Source organism: Mesorhizobium sp. M7A.F.Ca.CA.002.05.1.1 (assembly GCF_003998335.1).
Taxonomy (GTDB): domain Bacteria; phylum Pseudomonadota; class Alphaproteobacteria; order Rhizobiales; family Rhizobiaceae; genus Mesorhizobium.
This window is the reverse complement of record NZ_RZQI01000003.1, coordinates 14791-30883: the sequence shown is the minus strand read 5'-3', so window position 1 is coordinate 30883 and position 16093 is coordinate 14791. Positions and strand designations below refer to the sequence as shown.

The 16093-nt window shown below is 63.2% G+C and carries 17 protein-coding genes and 1 pseudogene; 9 read left to right on the top strand and 9 right to left on the bottom strand.

Annotation, left to right across the window (positions count from 1 at the left end; translation table 11 throughout):
- Positions 1-311 (bottom strand): annotated as a pseudogene (locus EN939_RS00530) (ABATE domain-containing protein); the annotation flags it as partial.
- Positions 312-459: 148 nt separating this feature from the next.
- Here EN939_RS00530 and EN939_RS00525 point away from each other — a divergent pair.
- From EN939_RS00525 to EN939_RS00510, 4 genes are all read left to right on the top strand, one after another.
- A complete protein-coding gene (locus EN939_RS00525) occupies positions 460-1365 on the top strand; it encodes a branched-chain amino acid ABC transporter permease (protein ID WP_127266511.1) in 906 nt (301 codons plus the stop codon).
- A gap of 186 nt (positions 1366-1551) precedes the next feature.
- Entirely contained in the window at positions 1552-2136 is a 585-nt protein-coding gene (locus EN939_RS00520; RefSeq protein ID WP_127266510.1) for a TRAP transporter small permease subunit, read from the top strand.
- Positions 2136-3917: a TRAP transporter large permease gene (locus EN939_RS00515; protein ID WP_127266513.1), complete on the top strand. Its 1782-nt coding sequence runs from the start codon at positions 2136-2138 to the stop codon at positions 3915-3917. Before EN939_RS00520 ends, EN939_RS00515 begins: the two co-directional genes overlap by 1 nt.
- Positions 3918-3935: 18 nt before the next feature.
- Positions 3936-4964, top strand: a complete 1029-nt coding sequence (locus tag EN939_RS00510; protein ID WP_164748951.1) for a zinc-dependent alcohol dehydrogenase family protein — start codon at positions 3936-3938, stop codon at positions 4962-4964.
- A gap of 84 nt (positions 4965-5048) precedes the next feature.
- Here EN939_RS00510 and EN939_RS00505 read toward each other — a convergent pair whose 3' ends face one another.
- Complete coding sequence (locus EN939_RS00505) at positions 5049-6158, bottom strand: TRAP transporter substrate-binding protein (protein ID WP_013528215.1); 1110 nt, start codon at positions 6156-6158, stop codon at positions 5049-5051.
- A 262-nt stretch (positions 6159-6420) separates the two neighbouring features.
- Here EN939_RS00505 and EN939_RS00500 point away from each other — a divergent pair, with 262 nt between their 5' ends.
- A complete protein-coding gene (locus tag EN939_RS00500) occupies positions 6421-7194 on the top strand; it encodes a gamma-glutamyl-gamma-aminobutyrate hydrolase family protein (RefSeq protein WP_127266508.1) in 774 nt (257 codons plus the stop codon).
- Here the strand turns inward: EN939_RS00500 and EN939_RS00495 are convergent, their stop codons facing one another.
- From EN939_RS00495 to EN939_RS00475, 5 genes are all read right to left on the bottom strand, one after another.
- Entirely contained in the window at positions 7195-7599 is a 405-nt protein-coding gene (locus tag EN939_RS00495) for a hypothetical protein (protein ID WP_032901504.1), read from the bottom strand. It lies immediately after the preceding gene.
- Between the two features lie 82 nt (positions 7600-7681).
- On the bottom strand, positions 7682-8665 hold the full coding sequence (locus EN939_RS00490) for a 2-hydroxyacid dehydrogenase (RefSeq protein ID WP_127266507.1): 984 nt from the start codon (positions 8663-8665) through the stop codon (positions 7682-7684).
- Positions 8662-9684: a LacI family DNA-binding transcriptional regulator gene (locus EN939_RS00485; protein WP_081738944.1), complete on the bottom strand. Its 1023-nt coding sequence runs from the start codon at positions 9682-9684 to the stop codon at positions 8662-8664. Before EN939_RS00485 ends, EN939_RS00490 begins: the two co-directional genes overlap by 4 nt.
- A 77-nt stretch (positions 9685-9761) precedes the next feature.
- The gene (locus tag EN939_RS00480; RefSeq protein WP_164748949.1) at positions 9762-10646 is read right to left on the bottom strand and encodes a DMT family transporter; all 885 of its coding nucleotides are present in this window, start codon (positions 10644-10646) and stop codon (positions 9762-9764) included.
- Between the two features lie 190 nt (positions 10647-10836).
- Entirely contained in the window at positions 10837-11244 is a 408-nt protein-coding gene (locus EN939_RS00475) for a DUF2000 family protein (protein ID WP_127266505.1), read from the bottom strand.
- Between the two features lie 49 nt (positions 11245-11293).
- Between EN939_RS00475 and EN939_RS00470 the strand changes: the two genes are divergently transcribed.
- Complete coding sequence (locus EN939_RS00470) at positions 11294-12163, top strand: AraC family transcriptional regulator (protein ID WP_127266504.1); 870 nt, start codon at positions 11294-11296, stop codon at positions 12161-12163.
- A 24-nt stretch (positions 12164-12187) separates the two neighbouring features.
- On the opposite strand, the gene EN939_RS00465 is transcribed toward EN939_RS00470, so the two are convergent.
- Positions 12188-12658 (bottom strand): MarR family winged helix-turn-helix transcriptional regulator, encoded by a 471-nt coding sequence (locus EN939_RS00465; protein ID WP_127266503.1) that lies wholly within the window; start codon positions 12656-12658, stop codon positions 12188-12190.
- Positions 12659-12724: 66 nt separating this feature from the next.
- Between EN939_RS00465 and EN939_RS00460 the strand changes: the two genes are divergently transcribed.
- Entirely contained in the window at positions 12725-12910 is a 186-nt protein-coding gene (locus EN939_RS00460) for a hypothetical protein (RefSeq protein WP_127266502.1), read from the top strand.
- Here EN939_RS00460 and EN939_RS00455 read toward each other — a convergent pair.
- Complete coding sequence (locus EN939_RS00455; RefSeq protein ID WP_127266501.1) at positions 12874-13605, bottom strand: intradiol ring-cleavage dioxygenase; 732 nt, start codon at positions 13603-13605, stop codon at positions 12874-12876. The two genes, EN939_RS00460 and EN939_RS00455, sit on opposite strands and share 37 nt — an antisense overlap.
- Positions 13606-13801: 196 nt before the next feature.
- Between EN939_RS00455 and EN939_RS00450 the strand changes: the two genes are divergently transcribed.
- Positions 13802-14857, top strand: coding sequence for a CobW family GTP-binding protein (locus EN939_RS00450; RefSeq protein WP_127266500.1), 1056 nt, complete (start codon positions 13802-13804; stop codon positions 14855-14857).
- A 256-nt stretch (positions 14858-15113) separates the two neighbouring features.
- Entirely contained in the window at positions 15114-16088 is a 975-nt protein-coding gene (locus tag EN939_RS00445; protein ID WP_127266499.1) for a WD40 repeat domain-containing protein, read from the top strand.
- The last annotated feature ends 5 nt before the right edge of the window (positions 16089-16093 follow it).

The window sequence follows — 16093 nt, the reverse complement described above, 5'->3', positions numbered from 1 at the left end:
CTCAGGAATCCGGGCAGATCAGTGGTGGCAACCGCGCCCTTCGACGCCGCTCCACGAAACAGCCGGTCGGTCGCCTCGCGGATCGACAGCACGACGGGTGCGATCGCCACCGCCGAGGATACCGCCAATGGCCTATCGCCAAGTTCGGCAGCGCGAAAGCGGCTCGCCGCATCGGCGAAGCGGGCAATCTCGGCCGGATCGTCGAAGCGATCGAAGGTTCGCCCCGGATCGCCGCGCAGCACGACGGTGTTCGCTGTGTCGAGCGCAAGCAGGCCGCCGGTGAAGCGGTGCGGGGTCCAGGATACCGTCATGGCGAAAATCTAACCTATAAATCGTATTTGACAAGTTAGATTCAGCGATGCACCCTCACTCTGGGCTGCGATGATCTTCGCAGCCTTTTGAGCCTGTCGTTGGCCAGGACCGCTTCGCACTTTTGGGCGGCATGCTTCGAGGTTTTGCATGCTCTATTTCTTCCAGCAGGTGTTGAACGGGCTGCATTCGGGCGCGCTTTATGCGCTGCTCGCCTTTGGCTATGTGCTGACCAACGGCATCCTGCACCGCACCAATCTCGCCTATGGCGCGTTGTTCGCCTTTTGCGGCCAGACGATGATCCTGACCGCCGCCTTCGGCTATCAGATGCTGTGGCTGACGCTGCTGGCGGCGGTGGCGCTCGGCGTCGTCGCTGCGTTCTTCTATGCCGCGCTGATCAGCCACGTGCTGTCGCGCAGTGTCTTCGAACCTTTGGCCGACCGCACACCCAATGCAATCGTGGTGACGACGCTCGGCATCCTGCTGCTGCTGTCCGAAGCGAGCCGCATCGCCGCCGACACGCACGATCTGTGGCTGCCGCCGATGCTGGCGCAGCCTATCGTTTTCGCGCAGGGCGCCACCTTCAGGGCAACGCTGACGCTCATCCAGCTCATCGACTGCGCCGTGGTGGTGGCGGCAATCGCGCTGGCCAGCTGGGCATTTGCCCGATCGAGCTTCGGACGGCGCTGGCGCGCCGTCTCCGACGACCCCAGGGCAGCCGCTATGTGCGGCGTCGACGTGCGCGCGGTGTTCCGGCACGCGGTCCTGTTCGGCGGCTTCTGCGCCGCGCTGGCCGGTGTGATGGCCGGGCTCTATTACGGCAATGTCAGCTTCGGCTCGGGCCTCGTCTACGGCCTGAAAATCCTGTTCGTGACGGCGGTCGGCGGATATCTCTCGCCGTCGCGCGCGGCACTCGGCGCGGCCGCCTTCGGCATGGCCGAATCGCTGTGGGCCGGCTATTTCCCGGTCGAATGGCGCGATGCGTGGATGTATCTGTTCCTGGTCACGACGCTGATCCTGATCGGCGCCGGCCGCGACACCGGCAAAATCGCCTGAAACGTCAGACTTTGGTTGCATGACGCCAGGGCAGATCGCCGGTATTGGGCACTGTCTGCCATGCGATGATATTTGCTCCCTCTATCCTTGTTGACCCGTCAGTCCACGCGCGGCATACCGTTGGACCACGCGGCGTGACGGACAAAAGGGGGAAGCCGGCACGCCTCCGGTACAAGGGAGGAATGCATGGCAGGGCTTCTTGCTCTATCCAGGACAATTGATCGCGCCAACGAATTCATCGGCAAGTGGATATCGTGGCTGATCCTGCTGGCGATCCTGGTGAGCGCCGCCAACGCCATTATCCGCAAGGTGTTCGACATATCCTCGAACGCCTGGCTCGAGCTGCAATGGTATCTGTTCGGCGCCGCCTTCATGCTGGCCGCCGCCTATACGCTGAAGCAGAACGAGCATATCCGCATCGACGTCGTCTACGGCCTGTTTTCACGCCGCGTGCAGCACTGGATCGACCTACTCGGGCATCTCTTCTTCCTGATGCCGTTCGTGACGTTGATGGTGATCTATTTCGTGCCCTATGTGTCGCTGTCGTTTCGCAGCGGCGAGATGTCCAACAATTCCGGCGGTCTGATCATCTGGCCGGCCAAGGCCATCCTGCTCGTCGGTTTTTTCCTGCTCGCGCTGCAGGGCATCTCCGAGATCATCAAGAAGATCGCCATCATGCGCGGCGACATGGACGATCCCAATCCGTTCATTTCCGTGCATGAGCAGGCCGAACTCGAAGCCAAGGCGCTGGCCGACGAGGTGCGCTCGTGATGGAGTTCATCGCGCAGAACATGGCGCCGATCATGTTCGCCTCGCTGATCATCTTCCTGCTGATCGGCTACCCCGTCGCTTTTTCCTTGGCCGCCAACGGCTTGATGTTCTTCTTCATCGGCGTGCTGCTGTCGCCTTATTCCGGAGGATCGATCAACCTCGCCTGGCCGCTCCTGCACGCATTGCCGGATAATTTCTACGGCAGCCGGGTGATGTCGAACGACACGCTGCTGGCCATTCCGTTCTTCACCTTCATGGGCATCGTGCTCGAGCGATCGGGTATGGCCGAAGACCTGCTCGACACGATCGGCCAGCTGTTCGGGCCAATCCGCGGTGGCCTTGCCTATGCGGTGATCTTCGTCGGCGCGCTTTTGGCAGCGACCACCGGCGTGGTGGCGGCTTCCGTCATCGCCATGGGCCTGATCTCGCTGCCGATCATGCTGCGCTATGGCTATGACCGCCGGCTCGCATCCGGTGTCATTGCCGCCTCGGGCACGCTTGCCCAGATCATCCCGCCGTCGCTGGTGCTGATCGTGCTTGCCGACCAGCTCGGCCGTTCGGTCGGCGACATGTATGCCGGCGCGCTGATCCCCGGCCTCGTGCTCACCGTCCTCTATATGTCCTACATCCTGATCATGTCGATCATCCGGCCGAACTCGATGCCGGCGCTGCCGCTCGAGGCCCGTACACTCGGCCATGGCGTGATGTCGCTGCTGGTGGCTTTGCTGGTCACATTAGCGGTTTCCTACGCGGCGTATCGTTATCTGGCGCCGGCGCATGGCGACAATGCCGACATTCTCGGCGCGACTGCCGGAGTCCTGTTCATCTACATCGTCGCCATTGCCGACAAACGCCTGAATTTCAACATGATGTCCAGGCTCGCGCAGCAGGTGATCATCGTGCTGATCCCCCCGCTGGCGCTGATCTTCCTGGTGCTGGGCACCATCTTCCTGGGCATCGCCACGCCGACCGAAGGCGGCGCCATGGGTTCCGTCGGCGCCTTGATCATGGCGGCGGCAAAGGGGCGCTTGTCGCTTGACGTCGTCAAGCAGGCACTGGCCTCGACGACAAGGCTATCGTCCTTCGTGCTTTTCATCCTGATCGGCGCACGGGTGTTCTCACTGACCTTCTACGGCGTCAACGGCCACATCTGGGTCGAGCACCTTTTGACGTCGCTGCCGGGCGGCGAGGTCGGCTTCCTGATCGGCGTCAACATGCTCGTCTTCTTCCTCGCTTTCTTCCTCGACTTCTTCGAATTGGCGTTCATCATCGTACCGCTGCTGGCGCCCGCCGCCGACAAGCTCGGCATCGACCTGATCTGGTTCGGCGTGCTCCTGGGCGTCAACATGCAGACCAGCTTCATGCACCCGCCCTTCGGCTTCGCGCTGTTCTACCTGCGTTCGGTGGCTGCGCGCGTGCCCTATCTCGATCGTCTCACCGGCAAACAAATCGCGCCGGTGACCACCGGACAGATCTATTGGGGCGCGGTGCCCTTTGTCTGCATCCAGGTGATCATGATCGGGTTGACCATCGCCTTCCCGCAAATGGTGATGCACTACAAGGGAACGACCGTCGATCCGGGCACGATCGACTACCAGGTGCCGGAGATGCCCGGCCTGTCGCCGCTCGGCACGCCGCCGGCGGATGGCGCAGCGCCTGCCGGCGGCGGCACGGCTCCCGCCGCCCCCGATCTGTCGCAGCCGCCGAGCTTCGGCGACGCGCCGCCGGCCAAGCCGGCAACGCCACAGCCCGACCTGTCGCAACCGCCAAGCTTCAACTGAACCGGCATGGTCAAAACCATGAAAGCGGTGCGGCTGGAAGCAGTGGGCGGCATCACGCTGCGCGACGTCGACATGCCTGACATCGGTGCGGATGAGCTACTGGTGCGCATCGAAGCCTGCGGCGTCTGCGGCACGGATCGGCATCTGTTTCACGGCGAATTTCCGTGCACGCCGCCGGTGACGCCCGGCCATGAGTTCTCCGGTCTCGTCGAGGCGATCGGAAAATCGGTCTCGGGTTTTGCCATCGGCGATCGTGTCACCGGCGACCCCAACATCGCCTGCGGGCGCTGCGCGCGTTGTCACGCGGGACAAGTCAATCTCTGCAGCAATCTGCGCGCCATCGGCATTCATCGCGATGGCGGCTTTGCCGAATATCTTGCCTTGCCGCAGAAGCAGGCTTTCGTCCTGCCTGCGGGCCTCGATCCCATGCACGGTGCCTTCTGCGAGCCGCTCGGCTGTTGCCTGCACGGCGTCGACCTTGCCGGTATCAAACCGGGCAGCTCGGTGGTCGTGCTTGGCGGCGGCGTGATCGGCCTGCTCACCGTACAACTGGCAAGATTGGCGGGAGCCACGACCATCATCCTGTCGACCAGGCAAGCCTCGCGGCGCGCCCTCGCCGAGGACCTCGGCGCGACAATGACGATCGATCCAACCACCGCCGATGTCATCGATGCCATCGCCGGACCGGTGGGGCTGGTGCCAGGCGGTGTCGACGTCGTCTTCGAATGTGCGGGCGTGCGAGAGACCGTCGAGCAGTCGATGCGGCTGGCCCGCGCCGGTGGCACGGTCGTCATCGTCGGCGTGACGCCGCAAGGCGTGAAAGCTGAATTCGAGCCGTTCGACCTGCTGTTCCGGGAACTGAAGGTGCTCGGTTCCTTCCTCAATCCCTACACCCATCGCCGTGCCGCCGAACTCATTGCTTCCGGCACGATCGAGATCGATAGGCTGATCTCCAGGCAGGTGTCGCTTGAAGAAGCGCCAGCGGTGATCGCCAATCCGCCGGCGCCCGGCGAGGTCAAGGTTCTGGTGGTGCCGCGCCGAGGCTGAACCGCCGGTTTCGCCTCCGGTATATACAGAAAAGCTCCCTGAGCGGGTTCCGCCCAGAGAGCTTTTGAGCAGAAGTCCGGCCGACTACAGCTTGCCGTTGCGCTGCTGGACCATCATGAAGGTGTCGTAATTGTATTCGGCCACCTGCGCCCAGAGATAATGCTCCTTGCGGAAGCCCTTGATCGATTCCCAGATCTTCTTGAACGGGGCGTTGGAGGCTTCCATTTCGGTATAGACCTCGTTGGCCTTTTCGAAGCAGGCGGCCATGATCTCCTGGCTGAACGGGCGCAGTTTCGCGCCGCCGGCTACCAGTCGCTTCACCGCCGCAGGGTTCAGATAATCGTATTTCTGCAGCATGTTGGCGTCGGCCGCCTGCGCGGCAGTGTGCAGCAGCGACTTGTACGTCGGCGAAAGTTCTTCGTACTTCGCCTTGTTGAACATCAGGTGGACGGTCGGGCCGCCCTCCCACCAGCCGGGATAGTAATAATAGGGCGCGACCTTATAGAAGCCGAGCTTCTCGTCGTCATAGGGACCAACCCATTCGGCCGCGTCGATGGTGCCTTTCTCCAGCGCGGGATAGATATCACCGCCGGCGATCTGCTGCGGCACGACGCCGAGCTTCTGCACCACCTTGCCGGCAAAACCGCCGATTCGCATCTTGAGGCCGGAAAGGTCGGCCACCGTGTTGATTTCCTTGCGGAACCAGCCGCCCATCTGGACGCCGGTGTTGCCGCCCGGCAGGCCGAAAAGGCCCTGCGTGGCGAGAAACTCGTTGAACAGGTCGATGCCGCCGCCATGGTAATGCCAGGCATTCATGCCGCGTGCGTTGAGCGAAAAGGGAACCGCCGCACCCAGCGCCCATGTCGGGTCCTTGCCCCAGTAATAATATGCCACCGTATGACAGGCCTCGACCGTGCCGGCCGTGGTGGCGTCTGCGGCCTGCAGGCCTGGCACCAGCTCTCCGGCGGCGAAGACCTGGATCTGGAAGTTACCGTCGGTGGCTTCCGACAGCATCTTCGAGAACACCTCGGCACCGCCATAGATGGTGTCGAGCGACTTCGGGAAGGACGACGCCAGCCGCCACGTCACCTTGGGATTGGACTGGGCTATTGCGGGCGCCGCCAGTGTGGCCGCCGCCGCGGCGGCACCGACGCCGGTGACACCGGCCTTGCGAATGAATGAACGACGATCCATGAAGTTCCTCCCTTTTGGATCAACAGGCCGACGTCAGGAAATCCTCGGTTTCCGTGTCGGTTCGTTCAAGACAATACACAGGCAAGAAGTCGAGTCCAGCACGGCGACCCGATTTGACGGCGAAGCCCAGCTACCCTGCAACTATAGTCTAACAGGCCATTTCGTGGCCCATGCGACACGCCGAAACTTGGCATGGAAAAACAACCGGGGATCGCCTATTTTAGCGGCAGGTATCCCTTGCCCAGATGGAACACAGAGCAAAATGCATCAGCCGCTCGTCGCCATATCGACCGACGTCCGTCAGTTCGACAACTACACCTGGCATGCCGCCCCGCAGCAATATCTGGAAGCGGCGATCACCGGCGCCGGTGTGTTCCCGCTGCTGGTGCCATCGTTCGGCGACCGGCTCGACTTCGACGAACTTCTCTCGTCGGTCGACGGCGTGATGGTCACCGGCTCGAAATCCAATGTGCATCCCTCGCTCTATGGCGGCGACGCCAGCGAAGCCAATGGCCCCTATGATCCGGCGCGCGACGCCACGACGCTGCCGCTGATCCGGCGGGCGATCGAGCGCGGCGTGCCGCTGCTCGCCATCTGCCGCGGCATCCAGGAATTGAACGTGGCGCTGGGCGGCACGCTCGGCACCGAAATCCAGGAGCGCGAGGGCTCGCTTGACCACCGCGCGCCGGTGAGCGACAAGCAGGACGAACGCTTCGCCATCCACCAGACCATTTCGATCAAACCCGACAGTTGCCTGGCCGGTGTGTTCGGTGCCGGCGACATCAAGGTCAATTCATTGCACCGCCAGGCGATCGACCGGCTCGGCTCGAAGCTGCAGGTCGAGGCCGTCGCCACCGACGGCACGGTCGAGGCGGTTTCGGTGCGCGACGCCCGCGCCTTCGCCGTCGGCGTGCAATGGCACCCGGAATACTGGGTCAAGTCGGACAGCAATTCGGTGAAAATATTCCGGGCCTTCGGCGATGCGGTTCGGCTGCACGCCGCAGCGAAGGCTGGCGCGCGGGCGGCGGCGGAATAATCAGTCGCCAGATTTCTTATCACCGGTGGCCGCCAGCGACAGCAATGGTAGCGCCGGGGCATAGGATTCGTAGCCGTCGCCATCGGCAGCCGCGAAGGTGACGATTGGATCGGTGCCATTGGCGCTGAAGGCGACCGTGCCATCGTTCTGCTCGCGCCAGAACTTCGCCTGCTCTATGCCCGGCAAGAGCCGGCGGCATTTCGGAGCAACGGTGAGCAGCGACAAACCGTCCGAAATTTCGGCCCCGCGGCTGACTGCACAGACCGCCTCATCGCCATTGGCGACCAGCCTGTAGCTGTTGGACGGGGCGGCCTCGTTGGCCACGCTTTCACGGCTGCCGCCATGAAACAGCTGAATGCCACCAAACAGCGCCGCGGCAGCGATCAATGCGGAAAGTGCTTTCATCATTCTTCATCCACGTACACGGACAGGTTGAACAATGATTCCAAAGCGTTAAGCTGACGTTAATAAATGTGGCAACCACCGATCAGTTTCTAGCAGTCACATGCGCCGTCTCGGGCACCGGGGTCAGCGGACGGCGCTCGGTGAACCAGGACACCAGATTGTCGACGCACAGATCCGCCATGGCGCGGCGGGTGTGGTCCGAGGCCGAGCCGACATGCGGCAGCAGCGAGGTGTTGGGCGCGTCGAGCAGCGCCTTGGGCACATTCGGTTCGTCGGCAAAGACATCGAGGCCGGCGGCGGCGATGGTGCCGTTGGCGAGTGCTGCCGCGAGCGCTGCCTCATCGACCGTGCTGCCGCGGCCGATGTTGACGAAGACGCCGTTGGCGCCAAGCGCCGACAGTATCTCGGCATTGACCGCCTTCTCCGTCGAGGCGCCCCCCGGCGCCACCGAAATCAGCGTATCGACGGCTTCGGCAAGCCCTTTCAGGGTCGCATGATACTGGTAGGAAAGACCTTCGACACGGCGCCGGTTGTGGTAGGCGACCGGCAAGCCAAAAGCTTCCAGACGCCGGGCGATGGCCTGCCCGATGCGGCCCATGCCGAAAATACCCACACTGCGCCCGCGCAAGGTCAGCCGGCTCAGCGGATAGTTGCCCTTGCGCACCCAGCTGCCGTCGCGCAGCCAGGTTTCGGCGCGCGGCAGATCGCGGATGGTGTTGATCAACAGCCCGATCGTGGTGTCGGCGACCTCCTCGGTCAACACGTCGGGCGTGTTGGTGACCATGATGTTCTTCGCTCGGGCATGGCCGACATCGACCGAATCATAGCCGACGCCGAAGGAGGCGATGAGCTCGAGGTTGGGCAGCGCATCCATCATCGCCGCGTTGATGCCGGCAAACGAAGCGATGCCGCGCACATCACTGCGCATCTCGTCGGTGACGAGCGCCGGATCGGCGCGTTCGATTCTGACACGCCTGAACGTACGGTTGATGCGGTCGACCGCATGGTCGTTGAAATCGCCCGGCACCAGGATGGCGACGGTCTGCAACTGTTCGGCCTTGGTCATGCACGCTCCACCGGCTTGCCGGTCGACTGACGCACATGCAGTTCCGGCTTGATCAATTCCTGCGAGGGCCGCACCGTCTGGCCGTTGAGCTTGTCGAGCAACGCGCTGGCGGCGCGGCGGCCAACCTCGCGCTGGCCGTTCCAGACGGTGGTCAGGGCCGGCGTCGCGATCGCCGCCTCTTCGAGGTCGTCATAGCCGGTAACGGAGATGTCGACGCCGGGCACAAGGCCGGCACGGGCAATGCCGTTCATCAGGCCGATGGCGACAAGGTCGTTCCAGCAGCAGGCAGCCGTCGGTCTGTCCTTCAGCGCCAGGAACTGTCCGGCGGCCTCGAAGCCGGCCTGCTTGGTGCGTGGGCCGGCGATGCGCCATGACGGCCTGACTTCCAGCCCGGCCGCCTCCATCGCGTTGACATAGCCCTGGTAGCGGTCACGGCCGGTCGAGGTCTGGTCGGTGCCGCCGATCATGGCGATGCGCTTGTGGCCGAGCGAGATCAGATGGTTGGTGGCAAGGCCTGTTCCATAAGAGTCGTCGCCGCGAAAGACCGGCACGTCGGCACCCTCGACGGTGCGCGCGATCAGCACAGCCGGCAGGCCGTTCTCCTCGGCCATCAGGATGTCGGAAGCCGGCGTGCCGATGGCCGGCGACATGATGACGCCGTCGGCGCCGAGCTGCAAAAGCGTATCGATGAAGGTGCGCTGCTTTTCGAGCTGATCGTAATGATTGGACAGGATGAAGGTCTGCCGGCTGCGGTCGAGCTCGCTTTCGATTGAGCGCAGGATCTCGGCGAAGAACGGGTTCATGATGTCGTGGACGACGACGCCGACAATGCCGGAACGCGAGGTGCGCAGGCTGGCGGCGCGTCGGTTGTAGATATAGCCGATGGCGCGGGCATGTTCCTTGATGCGGTCACGCGTGGTACCGGCAACCAGAGGGCTGTCGCGCAGCGCCAGAGAGACCGTGGCCGTGGACACGCCGAGCGCATCCGCGATCGTCGAAAGCTTGATTTTTTGTGCCAGCGACGTGTGCTCCCCGGACCTGAACTTTCAGACCTAAACTGTTTAAAGGCGGCGTTATGCCACCGATCGGGGGCAAATCAAAGTTTTTTTGCCAACGCCTCGGCCTCGACATCCGAGGCCGCGCGGCTCCGCAGCCGAAGCCTATGCTCGCGATGGACGATGTAGAGACCGCTGGCGACGATGATGGCGGCGCCGACCAATGTCCAGCGGTCGGGAAACTGCTTGAAGACGATCCAGCCGGAAATGATCATCCACACCATCTGCGAATAGGGATAGGGCGCCAAAGCCGTGGTTGTCGCCAGCCGGTAGGCCTGGACCAGCAGCCAGTGACCGACGCCGCCGAACACGCCGAGCATCAGCAGCACGAACCAGTGCCAACCGTCATGCGGCAGGGAAAACGAAAACGGCAGCAGGGGCAGAAGCAGCAGCGCCGGCGCCAGCGCCGAAAACAGGATGAGGCTCTCCGATGTCTCGGTCGCCGACATGCGGCGCGTCATGATGACGTAGAAGCAGTTCGACAGCATCGAGCCGAGCGCGAAGAGATGTCCGATGCCGAAAACGCCGACGCCCGGCCGGGTGATGATGAGGACGCCGGCAAAGGCCGCCAGGATGGCCAGCCAGCGCCGCCAGCCGGCCCACTCGCCAAGCAGCGGACCGGCCAGTGCCGTGATCACCATCGGCCCGAAGAAATAGATCGAGGTGGTCTCGGCCAGTTGCAGGGATTTGAGCGCCAGGACATTGAATATGGTCGATCCGAACAGGAACGCCCCGCGCAGGATATGCGCCGGCAGATTGACCGGACGAAACCGCACCGGTTGGCGCCAGCCGCGCAGCAGCGCGCCGACCAGCACGACATGCACGGCAAAGCGCACCCAGGCAACGACCAGCACGGAAACGCCTGCAAGGACGAGGTATTTGCTTGATGTGTCGAGGAAGGTGAAGAAGACATAGGTGGAAAGCATGCACACGATCGCCACCGGGGGCGTCGCGCTTTCTACATGTCTTTGGGGAGCACTCACTTGCAGGCCGGGTGGGAAGCTGGGCTGGAGCCCACCTTTGCGGGAATTGCCGGCTCCCGGCAAGCCAATTGTCGACTGCCGCGACATGAAAGCCTGCTGGCACAACAAGAGCCGCCGGCAGGTAGTGCCCTGGCTAGGCGTGCATGCGGGCGCCCTTGGTGATCTTGTCGACCAGCTTCTTGTCGGCGCGAAGCGCGATCCCGACCACCTTGGCGTCTTCAGGCGCGAATTCGGCGAAGACGGCGCGATTAGCCGCGTCAAAGCCGGTCGAAAACATTTCCTCGACATAGAGCGGGGTGGTCACGCCGCGCTCCAGCGTGCGCCGGTGGATCGTGCCCAGCGTCGTCTGGTCGGCGGACAAAACGATGACCGGCTGGATCGACAGCGGGTTGTAGAGATTGCCGGCGCGGTCGCGATAGGGTTCACCGATGATATCCGGAAACTGCGCGACGATGCCGCTGGTCAGGAAGGCGGTGACGTTGAGTTTCTGCCAGACCGGCAGATCCTCCCGGAGCACGATTGCAAATTTCGTATCGAACATGAGACACTGGCCATTCGGTTTGTGCCCCAATGCGAGGCTGAAGGAGACGATGTCGCACGATCTAGACAGCCAGGCCTTCAGGGGTCTTGGACGTTTGTGCGTCGATGCAGCGGAAAACTGCATCATCTCGGCCTCCGACCCCGCCGGCATGGAGCGTATTGAGGCGCGTTTCCATGGCAGCGCGTTCGACCTGCATCGCCACGACACCTACTCGATCGGGGTGACGCTGCACGGGGTGCAGACGTTTCGCTATCTCGGCGCTGCGCGCCACAGCCTGCCCGGCCAGATCATCGTGCTGCATCCCGACGAGTTGCACGACGGCGGTGCCGGCACCGAGGACGGATTGCGCTACCGGATGCTCTATCTGGAGCCGTCGCTGATGCTCGACTGCCTCGGCGGCGCTTCGCTGCCTTTTGTCAGGGATGGCGTGGTGACGGACGCCGCCTTTTGCGCAACGTTGCTTTCGGCGCTGGGGCCGCTGGAGCAGGAACTCGACGAGCTGTTCGTCGACGACTTCCTGGCGCAACTGATGCAAAGCCTGACACGGCATGGCGGCCAGTCGGCGAAGCCGATGACCAGGACGGCGTGGCGGGCGGCTGCGCTGGCGCGCGACTATCTCACGGAAAACCTGAACCGGCCGGTGCGTTCCGGCGAACTGGAAGCTGTAACCGGGCTTGATCGCTATGCCTTGTCACGGCATTTCCGTGCCGCTTTCTCCACCAGTCCACATCGCTTCCTGGTGATGCGCCGGCTTCAGCGGGCGCGGCGGATGATCGCCGCCGGCGAACCGTTGGCACAGATCGCGGTCGAAGCCGGCTTCAGCGACCAGAGCCATTTCACAAGGCAATTCAAGAAGGCGTTCGGCATGACACCGGGACGCTGGTCGTCGCTGATCCAGGGCTCTGCCGCGGCGGCTTGATCGCCTGCCGCAACAATCCACCGGTCAGTCGTCCGATTCGGCGTCGTCGTCGATGAGCACCAGTTCCTCGTTCGAGAGGTTGGCCTCGATGCGGGCAAGCAGTTTGAACAGCGACTTCTGGTCCTTCTTGTCGAGGCCCTTCAGCGCCTGCTTTTCGGTCTTCTTCACCGATTTCTCGATAGCGTGGATGATATCGCGGCCGGTATCGGTGAGGAAAATATGCGCCTGACGGGCGTCGGCCGAGGAGGCGCGTTTTTCCAGAAAACCCTGGGCTTGCAGCCGGTTGATTGTCTTGGTGATGGTAGGCGGGCGCACGCCGAGGCGTCCGGCAAGATTGCCCGGCGTCTGGCCGTCCTCACGGTCGAGCGCCAGCATGATCTGATCCTGGCCGGCATAGAAGCCGTGCGCCAGAAGCCGGGCCGCCAGCGCCGTTCTTGCCAGCCTTGCCGCCGAATGCAGCCGGCTCATTGTCGCAGTCTTATCCGCCTTGGCCATGGTCATCCCTCTTCGGCCGTACCGGTGCGGGCAGCATAGAGGCAGCCGGCCGGTTGGCAATCGACGATGAAAAAGATTCCGGAGCTTCAAACAGCTTTGCCGGCAAGCATTGTGGTGTCCGCCGTGGCTAATGCCAGATGTTTATTTCAGTTAGATGACAAACGAATTCCCAGCCGGAATTTTCGCCGCGAGCAAAGTGATGGAGTGACCGCCGCTCAGCCGGACTTCACCGCGATGATCATCAGCGCCTGATAGGCATCCTCCAGCTCGCGCAGCGCAGCCTGCGATTGCGGTCCGGCCCGCCTGGCTATGCCGTCCGCGGCATTCGAGGTGTCGCGCTCGCCCGACCGGTCGTTGTAGGGCGCGACAGCGGTGAAAATCTGCTCGCTGAGGCTGTCCGGGAAGAACAACTGTCCGGTCATCACCGAACTGTCGTCGGGAAAGACCTTGAAATGGATGTGGGTGGTGCGGCCGCGATACCAGCCGGGATAGATCGTGGCGAAGGAAACGATGCCACTCGCGTCGGTCCTTTGCCAACCACGCAGGAAGGTCTGGCCCGAGGTGTCGAGATCGCGGCCATCACCCTGTCCGGGATAGCCGGAATAGGCGCCTTGCGCGTCGCAATGCCAGATGTCGACACGAGCGCCGGCAAGCGGGCGGCAGCCCGCGTCGACAACCTGCAGCCGGACATTAAGGGCAATGCCCTTCTTGCCTTCGGTGACATCGGCGCGTTCTAGCTTCGGATCGAAATAGAACGGTCCCTCGGTCGCCTCGGGCGTGATGGTGCAGACACCGGCGCCGTTTTCGAACATGGCCAGTCCGGCATAGGGTGAAGTCTGGTCTGCTATCGCGGCGGCGGGCAGGAAGGCACCACCGCCGGCGGTGACCGCGATCAAACCGAGCGCCTGGCGCCGGCTCATTGAGAACGAGGATGGCTTGCCGGACATATCTTGCCTCTCGAATTGGCCTCTGTCGCCCTGATCTAGGCGATCACAACGGCTTTCGCCAACGATTCGGCAATGCAGCAAGCCGGTTTGGCCCATCGGTTTGCCCCGTGCAAAAGCCCGGCGCACATCCTATATGGAGCCGACATTCCCTTTTCTCAGGCCGAATTTCCGAGGCCCAGATAATTCGAGGCAAGCCATGAGCGACGCACAGACGCAGATCCCCGTAACCGTTCTCACCGGCTATCTCGGTGCCGGCAAGACGACGCTGCTCAACCGTATCCTGTCGGAAAACCACGGCAGGCGCTACGCCGTCATCGTCAACGAGTTCGGCGAAATCGGCATCGACAACGACCTGATCGTGGAATCCGACGAGGAAATCTACGAGATGAACAATGGCTGCGTCTGCTGCACGGTGCGCGGCGACCTGATCCGTGTCGTCGAGGGCCTGATGCGCCGACCCGGCCGCTTCGATGCCATCGTCGTCGAGACCACCGGGCTCGCCGATCCGGTGCCGGTGGCGCAGACCTTCTTCATGGATGACGACGTGCGCTCCAAGACCAGGCTCGACGCGGTGGTGGCGCTGGTCGACGCCAAGCACCTGCCGCTGCGGCTCAAGGATTCCAGGGAAGCCGAGGACCAGATCGCCTTCGCCGACGTCGTCGTGCTCAACAAGACCGACCTCGTCACATCAGAAGAGCTCGCCAAGGTCGAGGCGACGATCCGCGCCATTAATCCGGCGGCGAAGATCCACCGCACGACCCGAGCCGGCGTCGCCCTGACCGAGGTGCTCGATCGCGGCGCTTTCGACCTGTCGAGGGCGCTGGAAAACGACCCGCATTTCCTTGAGGCGCATGACGATCATCATGATCACGACCACGATCATGATGGCCACGATCATCACCACCATGATCATGACGGGCACCACCATCACGCTCATGCTTCAGACATCCATGACGTGACGGTGCAATCGGTATCGCTGCGCGGCGGCGAGATGGATCCGAAGAAATTCTTCCCATGGATCGAGAAGATCACCCAGATGGAAGGCCCCAACATCCTGCGGCTGAAGGGCATCATCGCGCTCAAGGGCGATGATGAGCGCTATGTCATCCAGGGCGTGCACATGATCATCGAGGGCGACCACCAGCGCGCCTGGAAGGACGGCGAGAAGCATGAGAGCCGGCTGGTGTTCATCGGCAGGGAACTCGACGCCGAGCGGCTGAAGAAGAGTTTTGACGCCTGCCAGGCGGCTTGATTTCCAGACTTTATAGCGCTAGCGCTGCCCCTCCTTCCTTCTCCCCTTGTGGGAGAAGGTGGCCGGGCGAAGCTCGGTCGGATGAGGGGTGTTCCAGCTTGGCGCTGACGGAGATCCGTCACCCACCCCTCAACCGTCTCGGCGCTGCGCGCCGATCCACCTTCTCCCACAAGGGGAGAAGGCCGGCCGCACCCAGCCGCGCTGGCGACCAGCGAGGTTAGACGACCAGCATAAATCTCGAATGGAATAATCTCCCATGCCAACAGTCGCCCCGCTTGATCTCGAAGGCCACTGCATCGCTGCCGTCTTCCTCGGCGACGTGCCGCATTTCGCGATGGCCGACGGCGCCGTCCATCGGCTCGACCATGGCCACAAGACAATTCAGGCCAATGACGGGGTGCTTGCCGCCTTCCATGATGCGGCCAATGACCGGCTGATCACCGGCGGCGAGGACGGCAAGGTGTTTTCCGTGAAAGCGGGCGGCGAGGTCACGGAATTGGCAAGCGCGGCCAAGAAGTGGATCACCAGCGTTGCCGCCGGGCCTCAAGGCGCCATCGCCTATGCCTCAGGCAAGACCGCCTTCGTGCGATTCGCCGACGGCAAGACGAGGGAATTCGTCCATCCGCGTTCGGTCGAGGGGCTGGCCTTCTCGCCCAAGGGCATGCGCTTCGGTGTCGCCCGCTACAATGGCGCGACGCTGCATTTCCCGGCCGCCGAGGGCAAGCCGGTGGAGCTTGAATGGGCCGGCGCCCACACCGGCATCACCTTCTCTCCCGATGGCGCCTTCCTCGTCACCACCATGCAAGAAAACGCATTGCACGGCTGGAAGCTCGCCGACGGCAAGCACATGCGCATGACCGGCTATCCCGGCAAGGTCAAAAGCCTGTCGTGGAGTGTGAAGGGCAAGTGGCTGGCGAGTTCCGGCGCGCCGGCGGCGATCGTCTGGCCGTTTTCAGGCAAGGATGGTCCCATGGGCAAGGCACCGCTGGAGCTCGGCACGCGCGGCAACGCCATGGTGACGGCTGTCGCCTGCCACCCGAGCCAGGATGTCGTTGCCGTCGGCTATGATGACGGCATGGTGATGGCGGTGCGTTTTGCCGACGCCAAGGAAGTGCTGTTGCGACGGCCGGGCAAGGGCGCCATCACCTCGATGATGTGGGACAAGGAAGAACGCCGGGTCGCCTTCGGCAGTGCCGCCGGCGATTGCGGCGTCATCGATATCACGGCCTGACCCCG

What these genes read in the sequence shown, in the direction of transcription:
- EN939_RS00475 (WP_127266505.1), bottom strand. Translation starts at nt 11,244, where the DNA reads ATGTTCGATACGAAATTTGCAATCGTGCTCCGGGAGGATCTGCCGGTC.
- EN939_RS00495 (WP_032901504.1), bottom strand. Translation starts at nt 7,599, where the DNA reads ATGAAAGCACTTTCCGCATTGATCGCTGCCGCGGCGCTGTTTGGTGGC.
- EN939_RS00445 (WP_127266499.1), top strand. Translation starts at nt 15,114, where the DNA reads ATGCCAACAGTCGCCCCGCTTGATCTCGAAGGCCACTGCATCGCTGCC.
- EN939_RS00455 (WP_127266501.1), bottom strand. Translation starts at nt 13,605, where the DNA reads ATGTCCGGCAAGCCATCCTCGTTCTCAATGAGCCGGCGCCAGGCGCTC.
- EN939_RS00460 (WP_127266502.1), top strand. Translation starts at nt 12,725, where the DNA reads ATGAAAAAGATTCCGGAGCTTCAAACAGCTTTGCCGGCAAGCATTGTG.
- EN939_RS00500 (WP_127266508.1), top strand. Translation starts at nt 6,421, where the DNA reads ATGCATCAGCCGCTCGTCGCCATATCGACCGACGTCCGTCAGTTCGAC.
- EN939_RS00480 (WP_164748949.1), bottom strand. Translation starts at nt 10,646, where the DNA reads ATGCTTTCCACCTATGTCTTCTTCACCTTCCTCGACACATCAAGCAAA.
- EN939_RS00470 (WP_127266504.1), top strand. Translation starts at nt 11,294, where the DNA reads ATGTCGCACGATCTAGACAGCCAGGCCTTCAGGGGTCTTGGACGTTTG.
- EN939_RS00510 (WP_164748951.1), top strand. Translation starts at nt 3,936, where the DNA reads ATGAAAGCGGTGCGGCTGGAAGCAGTGGGCGGCATCACGCTGCGCGAC.
- EN939_RS00465 (WP_127266503.1), bottom strand. Translation starts at nt 12,658, where the DNA reads ATGGCCAAGGCGGATAAGACTGCGACAATGAGCCGGCTGCATTCGGCG.
- EN939_RS00515 (WP_127266513.1), top strand. Translation starts at nt 2,136, where the DNA reads ATGGAGTTCATCGCGCAGAACATGGCGCCGATCATGTTCGCCTCGCTG.
- EN939_RS00520 (WP_127266510.1), top strand. Translation starts at nt 1,552, where the DNA reads ATGGCAGGGCTTCTTGCTCTATCCAGGACAATTGATCGCGCCAACGAA.
- EN939_RS00505 (WP_013528215.1), bottom strand. Translation starts at nt 6,158, where the DNA reads ATGGATCGTCGTTCATTCATTCGCAAGGCCGGTGTCACCGGCGTCGGT.
- EN939_RS00450 (WP_127266500.1), top strand. Translation starts at nt 13,802, where the DNA reads ATGAGCGACGCACAGACGCAGATCCCCGTAACCGTTCTCACCGGCTAT.
- EN939_RS00490 (WP_127266507.1), bottom strand. Translation starts at nt 8,665, where the DNA reads ATGACCAAGGCCGAACAGTTGCAGACCGTCGCCATCCTGGTGCCGGGC.
- EN939_RS00525 (WP_127266511.1), top strand. Translation starts at nt 460, where the DNA reads ATGCTCTATTTCTTCCAGCAGGTGTTGAACGGGCTGCATTCGGGCGCG.